11 protein-coding genes and 2 pseudogenes are annotated in these 14,427 nt (G+C 68.1%); 10 read left to right on the top strand and 3 right to left on the bottom strand.

The genetic code is table 11. The features are described from left to right. The first annotated feature begins 13 nt into the window (after nt 1–13). From ABD993_RS20745 to ABD993_RS20730, 4 genes are read left to right on the top strand one after another with little or no spacing between them, the layout of a single operon-like run. Nucleotides 14–2,044 (top strand): hydantoinase/oxoprolinase family protein, encoded by a 2,031-nt coding sequence (locus ABD993_RS20745; RefSeq protein ID WP_345420910.1) that lies wholly within the window; start codon nt 14–16, stop codon nt 2,042–2,044. Continuing rightward, complete coding sequence (locus ABD993_RS20740; RefSeq protein WP_345420907.1) at nt 2,044–4,047, top strand: hydantoinase B/oxoprolinase family protein; 2,004 nt, start codon at nt 2,044–2,046, stop codon at nt 4,045–4,047. The genes ABD993_RS20745 and ABD993_RS20740 overlap by 1 nt, the downstream gene beginning before the upstream one ends. Nucleotides 4,048–4,052: 5 nt before the next feature. Continuing rightward, nucleotides 4,053–5,060 carry an SIS domain-containing protein gene (locus tag ABD993_RS20735; RefSeq protein ID WP_345420904.1) on the top strand — a complete coding sequence of 336 codons (1,008 nt, stop codon included), beginning with the start codon at nt 4,053–4,055 and terminating at the stop codon, nt 5,058–5,060. Continuing rightward, nucleotides 5,057–5,995, top strand: a complete 939-nt coding sequence (locus ABD993_RS20730; RefSeq protein ID WP_345420902.1) for a nitrilase-related carbon-nitrogen hydrolase — start codon at nt 5,057–5,059, stop codon at nt 5,993–5,995. Before ABD993_RS20735 ends, ABD993_RS20730 begins: the two co-directional genes overlap by 4 nt. 374 nt (nt 5,996–6,369) lie before the next feature. Here ABD993_RS20730 and ABD993_RS20725 read toward each other — a convergent pair. Beyond that, a pseudogene (locus ABD993_RS20725) lies at nt 6,370–7,926 on the bottom strand (IS1634 family transposase); the annotation flags it as partial. A gap of 83 nt (nt 7,927–8,009) precedes the next feature. On the opposite strand from ABD993_RS20725, the gene ABD993_RS36830 reads away from it, so the two are divergent. From ABD993_RS36830 to ABD993_RS20705, 4 genes are all read left to right on the top strand, one after another. Next, nucleotides 8,010–8,255 carry a hypothetical protein gene (locus ABD993_RS36830; RefSeq protein WP_425569067.1) on the top strand — a complete coding sequence of 82 codons (246 nt, stop codon included), beginning with the start codon at nt 8,010–8,012 and terminating at the stop codon, nt 8,253–8,255. Nucleotides 8,256–8,305: 50 nt separating this feature from the next. Beyond that, a complete protein-coding gene (locus tag ABD993_RS20715) occupies nt 8,306–9,271 on the top strand; it encodes a tyrosine-type recombinase/integrase (protein ID WP_345420896.1) in 966 nt (321 codons plus the stop codon). Then, nucleotides 9,172–9,699, top strand: coding sequence for a tyrosine-type recombinase/integrase (locus tag ABD993_RS20710; protein WP_345420894.1), 528 nt, complete (start codon nt 9,172–9,174; stop codon nt 9,697–9,699). The genes ABD993_RS20715 and ABD993_RS20710 overlap by 100 nt, the downstream gene beginning before the upstream one ends. Before the next feature lie 441 nt (nt 9,700–10,140). Next, nucleotides 10,141–10,314, top strand: coding sequence for a helix-turn-helix domain-containing protein (locus tag ABD993_RS20705; RefSeq protein ID WP_345420892.1), 174 nt, complete (start codon nt 10,141–10,143; stop codon nt 10,312–10,314). Nucleotides 10,315–10,429: 115 nt separating this feature from the next. Here the strand turns inward: ABD993_RS20705 and ABD993_RS20700 are convergent, their stop codons facing one another. Together ABD993_RS20700 and ABD993_RS20695 are read right to left on the bottom strand one after the other, a co-directional pair. Beyond that, on the bottom strand, nt 10,430–12,742 hold the full coding sequence (locus ABD993_RS20700) for a N,N-dimethylformamidase beta subunit family domain-containing protein (protein ID WP_345420889.1): 2,313 nt from the start codon (nt 12,740–12,742) through the stop codon (nt 10,430–10,432). 1 nt (nt 12,743) lies between these two features. Next, nucleotides 12,744–13,094 carry a N,N-dimethylformamidase alpha subunit family protein gene (locus tag ABD993_RS20695; RefSeq protein ID WP_345420887.1) on the bottom strand — a complete coding sequence of 117 codons (351 nt, stop codon included), beginning with the start codon at nt 13,092–13,094 and terminating at the stop codon, nt 12,744–12,746. A gap of 503 nt (nt 13,095–13,597) precedes the next feature. Between ABD993_RS20695 and ABD993_RS20690 the strand changes: the two are divergent. After that, nucleotides 13,598–14,152, top strand: a pseudogene (locus tag ABD993_RS20690) (IS630 family transposase); the annotation flags it as partial. A 51-nt stretch (nt 14,153–14,203) separates the two neighbouring features. Next, a complete protein-coding gene (locus tag ABD993_RS20685) occupies nt 14,204–14,371 on the top strand; it encodes a hypothetical protein (RefSeq protein ID WP_345420881.1) in 168 nt (55 codons plus the stop codon). The last annotated feature ends 56 nt before the right edge of the window (nt 14,372–14,427 follow it).

Here is a 14,427-nt window from a genome sequence, read left to right as displayed (position 1 = left end):
TGGGGAGTCACCTATGAGTCCTGCACGAACCCGCGTGGCCGTCGATGTCGGTGGAACGTTCACCGACATCTGTGTCTTCGACGACGACACCGCAACGATGCGCGTGGAGAAGGTGCCGTCGTCGGTCGACCCGATCGACGCCGTTCTGGAGGGCGTCGCCAAGGCCGGCGTCGATCTCCGCGACGTCGCGCTGTTCTGCCACGGGACCACCGTCGCGACCAACGCCCTCATCACGCGGCGCCTTCCCCGTGCCGCCATGGTGACGACGGAGGGCTTCCGCGACATCATCGAGATCCGGCGGGGAACGAAGGAGGACCTGTGGGACGCCTACAAGGACGTCGCACCTCCGTACGTGCGGCGACGCGACCGCTACGAGGTCGCGGAGCGGGTCGACTACGCCGGTGAGATCCTCGTCCCCCTCGACGAGGCCGGTGCCCACAGGATCGTCGATGTGATTCGGCGAAAAGGGGTCGAGACCGTCGCTGTGTGCTTCATCAACGCGCACGCGAACCCCGCCAACGAACGGCGGATGGCGGAGATCATCCGGGAGCAGCTGCCGGACGTGCGTGTGACGACGTCCAGCGAGGTCCTTCCCGAGATCTTCGAGCACGAGCGCTTCTCCACCACGACCGCAAATGCCGTGCTGGCGCCACTGGTGAGTGGTTACGTCAACCGCCTCAGCTCCAGTCTCGAGGCGGACGGGTACGGCGGCGACCTGCTGATCCTGCACTCCGGTGGGGGTGTCATGACGCCGAAGACGGTCGAGAAGCTCGCCGTGCGGTTGTCCGCATCGGGGATCGCGGCCGGCGCGATCGCCAGCCGCCACATCGCCATGCTGAGCGGGTACCCCAACGCCATCGGGCTGGACATGGGGGGAACGAGCACCGACATCTCCCTGGTCACCGACGGCGTGCTCCGTACGACGAAGGAGTGGACCGTCGAGTACGGCTACCCGATCTGCCTCCCCAGCATCGAAGTCCTGACGATCGGCGCGGGGGGTGGCTCACTGGCCTGGCTCGACGATGCGGGTGCACTGCGCAACGGACCGCAGTCCGCGGGCGCGACACCCGGTCCCGCCGCCTACGGACGGGGTGGCGTCGAACCCACCAACACGGACGCCAACCTCGTCCTCGGACGCCTTGGGACCCAGCTCATCGACGGAGGTATGAGCCTCGACTCCAACGCGGCCGAGGACGCCCTCCACAGGGGTGTGGCGCAGCCGCTGGGTCTCGATCTCCACGGCGCGGCGAACTCGGTGCTGCGGGTGGCCAACGCCAACATGGCCGACGCGGTGCGGCTGATCTCGATCCGTCGCGGATACGACCCTCGCGAGTTCGTCCTCGTCGTGTTCGGCGGGGCCGGACCCCTCCACGGGGTCGATCTCGCTCGCGAGCTCTCGATCCCGACCGTGCTGGTGCCTCCGAACCCGGGGATCACCTCAGCGCTGGGGTGCCTGCTGGTCGACATCCAGCACGACCTCTCGTCGATGTTCCTCGGCCGAGTCGGATCCGTCGAGCCTGCAGAGGTCGAGGCCGAGTTCTCGAAGCTCGAGGCCGAGGCGTACGAGCGGTTGCGGACCGAGAAGGTGGCGGAGGCCGACATGCACCTGCTGCGCTCGATCGACATGCGTTACGTGGGTCAGTGGCGGTCGATCTCAGTGCCGGTCGACGGCACTTTCACGGATTTCGCGGGCGCTGTCGAGGAGTTCCATGCCGTGCATGCCCGCGAGCACAACTTCCGCCGGGACAGCACGCCGGTGGAGGTCTACAGGTTGAACGTGACGGCGATCGGGACCGTGCCGAAGCCGGAGCTCCCTCGCCACGATCCGGTGCGATCGGTACCCACGCCGTCGGGCAGCCGTGCGGTCTGGTTCCAGGACGAGACCAGTCCTCACGACACTCCCGTGTACGACCGTGACGCGCTCGGCGCAGGCGCGGTCATCGAAGGGCCTGCGATCGTCGAGCAGCTCGACTCCACCACTCCCATCCCGCCGGGCGCCGTCGCCGAGGTCGACGCCTGGCTCAACCTGAGGATCACGGTCTGATGAGTGCCATCGCCGCGGAAGCGCCGGACAACGCCTACCAGCTCGATCCGGTCACGCTGGAAGTGCTGAAGAACTCCTTCGCGACCATCGTCGACCAGATGGCCGAGCAGATCCTTCGGACGTGTCACTCCTTCGTCATCTTCGCCCGTGACTTCTCCTCCGCTCTGTGCGACCGGGACGGGAACACGGTGATGCAGGGGAGTGCCGACATCGCCGTCCACGTCGGCACCCTGCACTTCACGGCGAAGGCCGTCATCGACGCTTTCGTCGACGACATCAACCCCGGTGACGTGTTCGCTGTCAACGATCCCTACCTGGGAGGGACGCACTTCTCCGACGTCCGCATCGTGCGCCCCATCTTCGCCGGCGATGAACTCATCGGGTTCTCCCAGTCGAACGGGCACTGGGCCGACATCGGGGGCAGCGTTCCGGGGTCGTTCGACGTCAATGCGAAGGAGCACTTCGGCGAAGGGCTCAGGATTCCACCCCTCCGCATCACGCACCGCGGTCACCACCTCGTCGACGTGGCACGGATGATCGTCTCGAACACGCGCGCGCCGGAGACCGCTGAGGGCGACCTGCACGCCCAAATGGAAGCCACCAGGATCGCTGAGGTCGAGCTGCTCCGGTTGGTCGAGAAGTACGGCCGCGAGACCGTCCTCATCGCCATGCAGGACGTCCAGGACTACGTCGAGCGCCTCACCCGCCAGCGTGTCGCGGAACTGCCCGACGGTACCTGGAAGACGACGGACTACCTTGACTACGACCCAGCGCGTGCGGAGGGGCTGGTCCCGGTGTCGGTCGAGATGACCATCTCCGGTGATCGGATCAGCTACGACCTGTCCGGCTCGGCCGAGGCCGTCGCAACCTTCCTCAACGGCACCTTCGGCTCGTCGTTCTCGGGGCTCATCACAGGGACGAAGATGTTCTTCCCCGACATCCCCCTCAACTCCGGCTTCTACCGGGTCATCGACGTCGACCTCGGCCCGGCCGGCACCGTCGTCAACGCGGTCTGGCCGACGGCTGTCACGGGGTTCTGCTCCGGCAGCTACGGCAAAGTCGCGAACGCGACGTTCGAGCTGTGGTCCAACGTCCTGCCGGAACGGGCCATGGCCTGCTGCACCGACATCGAGTACCTCCTCGTCGGTGGGCGGGACACGCGCGACGGCGGCAACGGAATATTCATGTGGTACGACTGGATGGTGGGCGGCTGGGGCGGCCGCAACGGGAAGGACGGCGCCTCCGCCACGTCTGCCGTCTTCGGGGTCGGTGAGGCCGTCCAGCCCCTCGAGGGGCAGGAGCGTCTGTCCCCGGTGGTGACGACCGAGCACCGCATCGCCACCGACTCCGGAGGGCCCGGCCAGTTCCGTGGCGGTTGCGGGGTACGCAAAGGTGGCACGCTCACGGGAGTCGCCAACACCGTCATGTCCTACTGCTGCGACCGTGCCAGGTCCATCACCTGGGGCATCCAGGGCGGGCTGCCGTCGGTGCCGCACGGAGTGTGGCTGACGCCCGCCGGTGGCAAGGCGACGTACATGGGCGCGATCTTCTCGAACGTCCCCGTCTCCGAAGGCGACATGTTCACGCGTCCCTCCGCAGGCGGAGGAGGACTGGGCGACCCGCTCGATCGAGAGCCGACGTCGGTCCTCGAGGACGTCATCGACGAGTACGTCAGCGTCGAGCGCGCCCTCATCGACTACGGCGTCGTCGTGATCGAGATCGACCGGGACCTCGACCGGTTCGACGTCGACGAGGAGGGCACGAGAACGGCGCGGGAGAGGATCCGACGAGACCGTCTCGGCTGGCTGGTCGAGGATCCAGAGGCCACAGCAGAGCGCTACCGGGCGGGAGAGCTCACCACGCTCGACCTCGTCCGTCAGTACGGTGTGATCCTGGACTGGGGATCCGGCGAGCTCCTGGTCGAGACCACCCGGCAGTACCGCGAGATGCTCCAGCGGCGTGCCGTCGATCACTGGAAGTCCCCGACACGAGAGGCCGCGTGAGCCCGATGAGCAACCTCGACGTACAGATCGCCTCGACTCCACAGGTCTTGGCCGAGGTCCTCCGCGACACTCAGGTGCCCCCGCTCGACCCCAGCCGGCCGATCATCTTCAGCGGGATCGGAACCTCTCTGCACGCGTCCCGGGTCGCCGCAAACTGGATCAGCACGATGACCGGGGGAGAAGTGCGTCCGTGGGCGATCGACGCCCACGATCTGGCGACCACCGCTCCTCTCCGCAGCGGCGACCAGGTCGTCGTCATCAGCCACCGCGGGACCAAGATCTTTCCCACGACAGCGCTCAGGCGCGCCAAGGAAGCGGGTGCTACCACGATCTCGGTCGTCGGTCGGACGGCTCCGCAGCAGGAGGCCGATCACACCCTCCGCACGTGTGCGAACGAGACCGCAGGAACGTTCACCGTCTCCTACCTGAGCTCGCTCGCGGTGCTGGCGAAGATGGCGGCGCAGTTCGACCGTGATCCCGAGCTGGCCTTCACGCGCGGCGTCGATCTGCTGCCGGACTCCGTTGCGCAGACCTTGACGATGGGGGAACCCGCGCATGCGGCTGCGACCCTCGCCGCAGCTGACACGATCTTGATCGTCGGGTTCGACAAGGATCTGCCGACCGCGCAGGAAGCGGCCCTCAAGATCAAGGAGGGTGCGTGGATGTGGACCGAGGCGATGTCGCCGGAGTTCGCCCTTCACGGAACCCCGGCCGGCTTCTGGCCCGGCATGGCGGCGGTCATCATCATGCCGGCCGAGTCCGACGGCGGGCGCACCGAACTACTGCGAACCGCACTCGAGAAGCTGGGCAACACCTCGATACCCGTCGTCGAGGACGGAACCGGCGAGCTCGCGTTCACCTCGCCCCACCCCCTGCTTCGTCCGGTGACAGGCATGGTTCCGCTGCAGCAGCTGACCGCCGAGCTGGCGCGCATCCGGGGTACGGACCCGGACACCATGCACGGGCATCGCGAGCCCTGGAAGTCCGTGATGACCGAGCTGATCCGGCTGTGACGGCTCCGAGGATCCGGGCGGGTGTCATCCAGGCGGCGGGGGTGCCGTTCGACGCCGAGGCCAGCCTCAGCGAGCTGGACCGTCTCGCGGGCGAGGCCGCCGGGAAGGGATGTCAGCTCGTCGTCTTCCCGGAGGCGTTCATCGGCGGGTACCCGCGAGGCCTGAACTTCGGTTCGGTCTTCGGGAGCAGGGACGCGGAGGGGCGGGAGTGGTACCGCCGCTACCACGCCGCTGCGGTGGACCTCGCCGGACCCGTCCGCGGCGAGCTGGCACGCATCGCTCGGGCGAATGACGTGCTCCTGGTCGGGGGCGTCATAGAGCGCGACGGCGGCACGCTCTACTGCACCGCCGTATGGACCGATCCTGAGCTCGGCGTGATGAACTCGCGTCGGAAGCTCGTGCCGACGGGGGCCGAGCGGATCGCGTGGGGCAACGGCGACCTCGCTCGCCAGCCAGTGATCGAGACCCGGTACGGGCGGGTCGGCGTCGCGATCTGCTGGGAGAACTACATGCCGCTCCTGCGTACCTACATGTACAGCCAGGGGGTGGAGATCTGGTGCGCGCCGACGGCGGATGCGCGTGACACGTGGGCGGCCTCGATGCGGCACATCGCGCTGGAAGGCCGTTGCTTCGTCCTGAGCTCCAACCAGTTCATCCGCCGGGAGAGCTACCCGGAGGACTATCCGGTCGACCTCGCGCAGGACGCCGTGATGTGCGAGGGCGGTAGCATGATCGTGAACCCACTGGGGCACGTCCTCGCAGGCCCCGAGCGCGAGCAGGCGACGGTACTCGTCGCCGACCTGGATATGGGGGACATCGCGCGGGGAAGCCTCGATTTCGATCCGATCGGTCACTACGCCCGTCCGGACCTGTTCTCCCTCGAGGTGGACACCCGTCCGCGGGCAGTCGTGAGGAAGAGCCAGATGACCTACTGACCGCCGAGGTGCTGAGGAGTCGCTTCTCGGCATCGCACGGTCACGGGCTTTCGCGGTGGCGAGGTCGGCCGCCGGGCCGGCACGTCCGACGGTGCCGCATATCCTCGATCTGACGTGACTCCCGCTGCCCGCGATCTGGGCATCAGTACGCAGCTCCTCCACGTATGCCGCGAGGTCAGCTCTGTGACGCGGCGCACCACCGAGCAGGCCGTGCACCAGCACGCCCTGGCTCCTCGGACATGGCGGTGTCCGTCTCGGACCTGGGTTCCGCAGCTGTTGCCCGGCGAAGGTGCCTCGGATAGGCGGTCTGAGCTGGGGAAACGGGTGTGGGCCTGGTGACATGTCGTGTCACTAGGCGGCGGCATCGTGCCTGGTCAACGCGGTGCGGTGGGCTCGGTGTCGAGGTCGAGGGTCCGCGGCGGCGGGGCGATGACGAGGACCTGGTGCAACCGCCGGACCTCCGGGCAGGGCGGGGTGGTCTGGCGGAACAGCCCGGCTGGGCCGGTGAAGGTGCCGACGTGTAGGCGTTGGAGCTGGTCGCGGGCGCGCGGCCGGGTCGCGGGCTGGCCGGGGGTGCCCGCTTGGGTCTCGACGATCCGGGCGAGGAGCAGCGCGAGCCAGCAGAGCACGACGTGGGCGCGTGTGCGGTCCTCGAGGCGGTGATAGATCGGGCGCAGGTCCAGGATCTGCTTCGTGTCTCGCCAGCCGCGCTCGACCTCCAACAACTGCTTGCAGCCCAGCGCGATGTCCTCGGTGGACAGGTGCGGATCGCTGGTGCGCAGCAGGTACTTCCCGTCGAGCGTCGGCGGTGATCTTCACGGCGTCGATGCGCAGCAGCCCGCCCGGGGTGACCCGCAGGAACCGGTTCAGCCCAGGCTTGGTGGAGATCACCCCGCGCAGCTCGGCCCGCTCGGCCGCGCTCAGCCGGTCCGAGCCGGTGATCATCGTTTCCAGCCGCTCGACCAGGTTCGTCCGAATCGCGATGTCCCGGTCGGCGGCCTCGGGGTTGTGGCAGACCACGAACCGCTCGGTCTCGGAGATCTTGACCTCCTTGACCCGCAGGTTCGCGCCCTGGTAGCGGCCTTGGCGGGTCATCGCCGCGGCCGCCTCGGCCGACCCGGAGCGCAGCTTCTCGCCCAGGATGTAGCCGCCCCCGCCGGCGGCCAGATGCCGCCGGTTCGCCGCGGAGGTGAACCCGCGGTCGGCCACCCAGATGACCTTCCCCAACGTCCAGTCCCGCAGCCCGTCCTTCACCTGCCGGATCAGCGGCGAGTCACTCGTGTTGCCTGGCCACCAACACCACACCCGCACCGGGATCCCGTCCCGGGTCACCGCCATCCCGACCACCACCTGCGGGAGGTCGTCGCGGGAGTCCTTGGACTTCCCGCGGCTGCGGAACCCCGCCTGCCCGGTCGCCCCGGCCGGCGGCTCACGATCAGCAGCGCCGTCGTCCTCGGCGTCCGGCTGGCCATCGTGGCGCCGATTTCGGTCCAGGGCGACGACCCGGCCGTGCCCGTCACGCCAGACCGGGGTGTCGGCCTCCTCGGTCTCGAAGTAGGTGCTGGTGGTGTCGAAGAAGATCAGATCCACCTCGAGGTTGAGCAGGTGCGCGACCGCGTCGAACACCCCGCGCGCGAGCTGGTCCTCCACCTTGATCAGCCAATCCATCGCCCGGCAACCGGTGTCGTCAGACACCGTGTCCAGGCCGGGGACGTGCACGTCATGGGCCACCCACGAGGTGGCGGCCAGCTTCGAGGACGGCGCCAACGCCCGGTTCGCGACCAGCGCGAACAGCACCCGTTCCACCACCGGATCCCGCCGGGTCCCGGCGGCCAGGCGGCGCAGCAGGGTGTCGATCCCGAGCCGGTGCCACAACCGGTCGAGCAGCCACGCCCCGCCCCGCCCAACGGCCGGGACTCGATGAACTCCAGGGGGCGTGTCACGAAAGTCGTGTAACCACGGGTGGACCAAGATCGGCTCAGCGTGATCATCACGCGGCCGGGAAGGACCATCTGTGAGTCAAGACACCAGTACTGAAGATCATGCGGCCGAGGCAGCTCGCCGGTTGGCCGGCGCGCTCGACCCGTCGGTGATCGATGCGTTGTTGGCCGACGCGAAGATCACCGGGACGCCGATCGAGGGCGTCGATGGGTTGCTGAACCGGATGACCAAGTCCGTGATCGAGCGCGTTGTGCATTATGCCGACCTCCCGATTATGCCGATCAGGTACAAGGGCTGCGGGCTGGCGCGGTCGGCATAATCCGGTGAGCTGGTCGACGCTTGCTTCTCCACTGTGGAGAGGAGAGCGTCGTGGTCAAGGCGTTGCGGTCGATCGTGCGGGGGCCGCTGGAGCCGTACGTCACCGGGATCGCCGAGGCGCTGCTGCGGCATGGCTATTCGCGGTCCTCCGCCAGCCAGCACCTGTGCTTCATCGCGCATCTGGACCGCTGGATGCACGCCGAGGGGTGTCGGGCTCGACGGCTTGAGTGCCTCGGCGATCGAGCGGTACCCGGCGCAGCGGCGAGCTGCGGGGTACGTGGAGTACCGGTCGGTGAGGGCGTTGCAACGCCGCTGGGGTACCTCGCGCCGTTGGGCGTGCTGCCGATCCCGCAGGATGTTGCGCCCGGTCCGGTGGAGGAGTTGCTCGGTCGCTACCGCGTCTGGCTGCTCGTCGAGCGCGGTGTGACGCCGGAAACGGCGCGCGGTTACGTGGACTGCGTGCGGCCGTTCGTCGCGACCCGGGTGCGCAGCGACGCGCTCGAGCTCTCCGGCATGAGCGCCGCCGATGTCACCGCGTTCGTGCTGGCCAGCTGCCCGGGCCGGGCTGTCGGATCGGCGAAGCTGATCGTCTGCGCGCCGCGGTCGCTGTTGGGGTGGCTGCACCTGAGCGGCGCGGTCCCGGTGTCGCTGGTGGCCGCGGTTCCCTCGGTCGCGGGCTGGCGGCTCTCCGGCTTGCCGAAGGGTCTCGAACCGGGTCAGCTGCGCAGCCTGTTGGCCGCCTGTGACCGGTGCACCCCGACCGGGCGGCGGGACTACGCGATCATGCTGCTGCTGGCGCGGTTGGGGCTGCGCGCCGGCGAGGTCGCCCGACTCGGCCTGGACGACGTCGACTGGCGCCGCGGCGAGATCGCGGTGCTGGGCAAGGGCAAGCCGAGCGACTGCCGCTGCCCGCCGAGGTGGGTGCGGCGATCGCGCGGTATCTGCGGCGCGGCCGACCGGGCACCGCGCAGGGACGCAGCGTGTTCGTCCGCGTCCACGCCCCGCATCGGGAGTTGACGACCGGCGGGGTGACGATGGTCGTGTTCGACGCCGCGCAGCGCGCCGGTCTGGGCCGGATGCACGCGCACCGGCTGCGGCACACTGCCGCCACCGCCATGCTGCAAGCAGGGAGCCCGCTCGGCGAGGTCGGGCAGGTGCTGCGGCACCGCTCGGTGTTGACCACGGCATTCCTGGAGAAGGTCGACTTCGCCGACGACGGCACCGGCAACGCCCGCCGCCTCTACCCCCTCGGCCGAACCGTCCCCGTCGTCCCCGACCCTGACCACGGCTTCGGCGAACCCACCCTGACCAGCGGTGCCCGCACCGAGACGGTCGCCGAACTCGTCGCGGCCGGCGAATCCCGCGAACGGGTCGCCGCCGTGTACGACATCGGCGTAGGGGACATCACTGCCGCGGTTCGGTACGGGCACGACCGCGTCGCCTGACCGCGTGCCCGCCCCACAGGCCCCGCGCTCTTCGTCGACGAGAACAGCCTCGGTGTGGCCAAGGCGCTCTCCTACGTCCGAGGCGACATCACCTGGCCCGGAGCGCCCGGCGGACCCGTACCAGGCGGCGCCGACACCGCATGGCTGCCGATCGTAGGGCCGCCAGCCTCGTGGTCCTCACCCGCGACAAACGCATCCGCAGCCGACCCCTCGAACGCAACACCCTGCTCGACCACGGCGTCCGAGCCTGCTTCCTCAGTTACTTCAGAGGGCTGAGCCGCGACCTCTTCTCCCAGCTCCGACTGTGGCTGCGGTACTGGGACGACATCGAGACACTCGCGACCGAGCGACCTGCGCCCTGGCTCGCCAGCGTCACCCGCACCGGTATCCGGATCTTCGACACCGGTGGCACCGGGCGACAACCGCCCTGCAGCCCGCGGCATGACCCAGCAACAGGTCGCCGACCGCATGGGCGTCACCAAGGGCCGGATCTCCCAGATCGAACGCGGCAAGGTCTCCGGGCAGGACGTCCTGGCCCGATTCGCCACCGATCTCGGCGGACGACTCCACCAGGCGATCTACTTCGACGACGGCGACATCACCGCCATCGCCTGACGCACCCGAGACTGCGCACCTCAGGCGCCAGTGAGCAGCCGAGTCCGCTGGTGGAGAGGTGGCACTCCGCTCGAACGTGCCCGCGTCGGGGGGCGAGACCTCCGGGCCGTACCGGCTACACGATCTCGTCGATCGGTGCGTCGGCCATGAACCGGCGGAGCACGTTTCCCGTGATGCGCGAGACGTTGTTGTCGCCCCCGTCGGACAAGAGACTCCCGCACCAGGTCATCGACGACGCACTGAACACCGCACCGCCTGCGCGGGTGGTGAAGAAGACGAGGTCCGCCCGCACACCAGGGTGTTCCACCCCGTTCATGCCGGCATGGGTGAAGTAGTGCTCCTCCGGGACCAGGACGGCGTTGACGCTGTGTCCCTGCGAGCTCGCCAGGAGCAGCGCGTGGGGCGGAGTGCCGAGAGTCAGGTCGAAGACGTCCAACTCCAGTCCTGCTGCTCCACCATTCACCAGCCCGAAGTCACCGATGACCTCGTCCTCCTCGACGCCGTCGAAGATCCAGTCGACCCGAGGGTCACGGGCGTCCGGGAGTTGGACGTAGCCGGCGGAGACGTCGAGACCGTAGGAGCCGAACCCTGTACCCCACGTCTTCTGTGGCGCACGAGCACGCATGCGCCACAGGCCTCCCCGCTCGGGGCTGAACTCGTGGTGGTACTCGCCTGGACGAGCGCGCCAAGCCTGAGCGCCGGTCTCGCCCTTCCGCACCTCGATCATCCACGGCTTGTGCGGATGCCGCGATGCCACCCAGTAGAAGCCGTCTCCAGCGAGATACATACCCCGGCCACCGGTGGCGAGATAGTCCTCCCAGGCATCCATCATCGGGCTCGAGTAGTACTCGGGGTGGGTGCCGGTGAGCACGACCTTGTATCCCTGCAACAGCGGAAGGCCCCCGGCGTGCAGGTCGTGGTCGGTGATGACGTCGTAGTCGATGCCCGAGGCCTCCAACCACCCGAGCAGCTGCAGGTCCGCAGGGAACTGCCAGACTGACCCGAACTCGTGGCGGTACCGCGGCCGCATGCTGAGCAGTGGCCGGCGCCAGGAGCTGTACTGCACTCCACGACCATCGGCGTGGTAGTCGTAGGTGGACAGGCCGTACGGTCCCGGGTTCTCGGTCAGCTCCAGGTCCCGGTCCTCCAGGCTCGTGAACACGCCCATGATCGCCTGACCGCTCGGGACGGACTGCATGTCCTGGCTGTTGCCGTAGGCGAGGTAGCTGAAGGTGGGGAGGAGAACAGCGACCTTGGCACTCGTTGCACCCCGCGGAGCGACGACGAAGAACGGGATCTGGTCCTCGTGGTCGCCCGAGCGCACGACCAACGCGTACGCACCGGAGCGCGTGGCCTGGGGGATCTGGACCTCGATCGGGTCGGTCCAGCGGCAGTCATCGAGTGAGTCGTCATGGAACCAGATCGCCCCGTACTGCTCAGGGGCGTGACGGTAGTTCTCCTCGAAACCGTCCCAGTTCCAACCGGTCATCGCCCGGTCGGGCTGGTTGACACAGCGACCGTCACGGCCGTTCCCCGAGACATCGGTCACGTCGTCGGAGGCGATTCCGTGCGCGGTGATCTCGCGGCTGAAATCCCACTGCGCGAGCAGCGCGTCCCCTACGGGCGCCCGGCCGTCGTGGAGCGCTGTGCGCGCATCCTCGGAGAGTCCCCCGACCAGCACCTTGGGGGAATCGATCTTGCCGTTGAAGGTGTCGGAGACCCAGGCGCGCCCATCGACCACCTCTGCGGTCAGCCCCGCGATCACGACGGGAGCGGCGGCCGGTAGGGGCCGGACCTCCGTCCTCACGTCGACAGTGGTGTCGGAGTCGAGCGGAACGACGTGTCCGAGGCGGCTGTTGGTGCGGTTGAGCCGGACGCGTTGCTCCACGAACAACTCGCCGGTGGCGGTGTCGAGGCCAGCGACGACCGAGTAGAAGACTTCCGGGAACAGCCGGCGGTCGGAGCGCACCGACGCAGACTGCCCGTCCGGCCCCGAAACGGTCAGCGTCAGGAAGCCGTCATCGATCGTCAGGGCCCATCCCGCCCGAGCGCTCTCGTCCCACCTGCTCAGGACCGACTGCCGCTTCTGCGGTGTGGTCGACCAGATGAACGCGTGCAGCGTGAATCCGCCCTGCACTCCGGCCAGCGCCGCATCCGGGTCGGGAACCTCCACGTATCCGCCGACCTGGGTGCGCTGCGGGAACCCGCGCCGGGGAGCGCCCAGATCGAGGTCAACGCGCTCGGTATCGATCCGGTCGGCGTGCGTGCCGTCCGTGTGGCGGGACTGGCCGTCGGTGGAGCCTTCGGGCCGGCACACCAGCCGGACGAGTTCAGCGGTGTAGTCAGCGGGCCGATCCGTTGCGACGAAGAAGGAGACGGTTTCGCCCGGGGCGACATTAGGACGGTCACAGTACCCACGAATGAACAACCTAGACATTCTGCGACCGCCCCTCGCTGTCGCTCCACAACCCGTGCGCCTCGAGGCGTTGCAGGAAAACAGCGTGGATGGCTTCCGGCTCGGATGAGTAGACCGACCCCGGGCCGACCTCGACCGACTCGCCTCGAGCGGTCATGAACGCGAGCCCGTACTCGTCGTACGGGTGGAGAACAAGTGCGAACGGCTTCCGATCCATGGAGAAGGCGGGGCCGCGGACGAAATTCAGGACCAGGTTGAGCTCGTGGGAGTGAGGACCGCGCGGATTGTCGCGATGCGCAGCCACCAGGTCCGGCGTGACCAGTGGCCGAAGGGCTTCGACACGCGTCTTCTGGAACTTCGGCAAGCAGTCTCCTGATTTGTCCCGTAGAACGGTGGGATCGCTGAGGGGCATGTGTCGAGCCTCCGAATTGGAACCAGTGGATGCCTGAGCGGGCACGCGGCCGGAGGTCGTCCAGGCGACATGACGCAATGCGCGAACCTGTGCTGTCACATGCGGTCGCGATCGGTCAGCATGGATATGTATTCCTTTTCGCGTGGTTAACACCCAGCATGCCGGACGAGCTTTCGGGCTGCTGTACTAGGGCAATATAGCTATCTGACACGGATCAGTCCAGGCCCGGATTTTCGCCCTCCAGCGTGGAGCCATTGCGCCTTGCCGACCTGATCATGCGCCGGCGACGATGAGGGGCTGACTGCTGCGATGAGCTCGTCCTGGGTTCCGCAGCTGTTGCCCAGCGAAGGTGCTCGGATAGGCAGTCTGAACTGGGAAAACGGGTGTGGGCCTGGTGATGTCGTGTCACTGGTGGCCTGCGCCAGTAGTTCGTTCTGTTAGTTGTAGAGTGAGGTATGGCACGGACCGGACGACCGAAAGCAGAGCTGATCCTCACTGCGCAGGAGCGTGAGCAGCTGGGGCGGTGGGCGTGGCGGCGGAAGTCGTCGCAGGCGCTGGCGTTGCGGTCGAGGATCGTGTTGGCCTGCGGTGACGGGATGATGAACAAGGACGTCGCAGCCTTGGTGGGCTGCTCGGCGCCGACGGTGACGAAGTGGCGGTCGCGGTTCGTGGCTCACCGGCTCGATGGGCTGGTGGACGATCCGCGGCCGGGTCGCCCGGCGACGGTGACCGCTGAGCAGGTCAAGGATGTCGTGGTGGCCACGTTGGAGTCCACGCCGAGGAATGCGACACACTGGTCGCGGGCGAAGATGGCCAAGCGGTCCGGGCTGTCGAGGTCCACGATCGCGCGGATATGGAAGGCGTTCGGGCTCCAGCCTCACCGTGAGGACGGCTTCAAGCTGTCCAACGATCCGCTGTTCGTGGACAAGGTCTACGACATCGTCGGGCTCTACCTGGATCCGCCGGAGTCCGCCGTGGTGCTCTCGGTGGACGAGAAGTCGCAGGTGGAGCCTGTCAGATGGTCTGTGTAAGAAGATCCTCTTGAGTTGAGGAGTACACAGATGTCCGTGATCGATGACCAGGACGCGCATCCGCTCGGAGTCGACCCCCAGGCCGGTGCCGAGCCCGAGACGGCCCGTGACGCCGTGAACCGGATGGTCGATGCCGGGCTGCTCGACGGACTGATGTCCAAGGTCGATGTGAGCTTGGCCCCCAGCGCCGGACACTGATATTGACCCCGCTTCACGGACACGTCGGTGAGGAGATCAGGCCCGACGGGCGGTCA

This window comes from Pseudonocardia xishanensis, from assembly GCF_039541715.1.
GTDB lineage: Bacteria > Actinomycetota > Actinomycetes > Mycobacteriales > Pseudonocardiaceae > Pseudonocardia > Pseudonocardia xishanensis.
This window is presented reverse-complemented; position numbering and strand designations above follow the sequence as displayed.

What these genes read in the sequence shown, in the direction of transcription:
- ABD993_RS20705 (WP_345420892.1), top strand. Translation starts at nt 10,141, where the DNA reads ATGACCCAGCAACAGGTCGCCGACCGCATGGGCGTCACCAAGGGCCGG.
- ABD993_RS20735 (WP_345420904.1), top strand. Translation starts at nt 4,053, where the DNA reads ATGAGCAACCTCGACGTACAGATCGCCTCGACTCCACAGGTCTTGGCC.
- ABD993_RS20745 (WP_345420910.1), top strand. Translation starts at nt 14, where the DNA reads ATGAGTCCTGCACGAACCCGCGTGGCCGTCGATGTCGGTGGAACGTTC.
- ABD993_RS20740 (WP_345420907.1), top strand. Translation starts at nt 2,044, where the DNA reads ATGAGTGCCATCGCCGCGGAAGCGCCGGACAACGCCTACCAGCTCGAT.
- ABD993_RS20685 (WP_345420881.1), top strand. Translation starts at nt 14,204, where the DNA reads ATGTCCGTGATCGATGACCAGGACGCGCATCCGCTCGGAGTCGACCCC.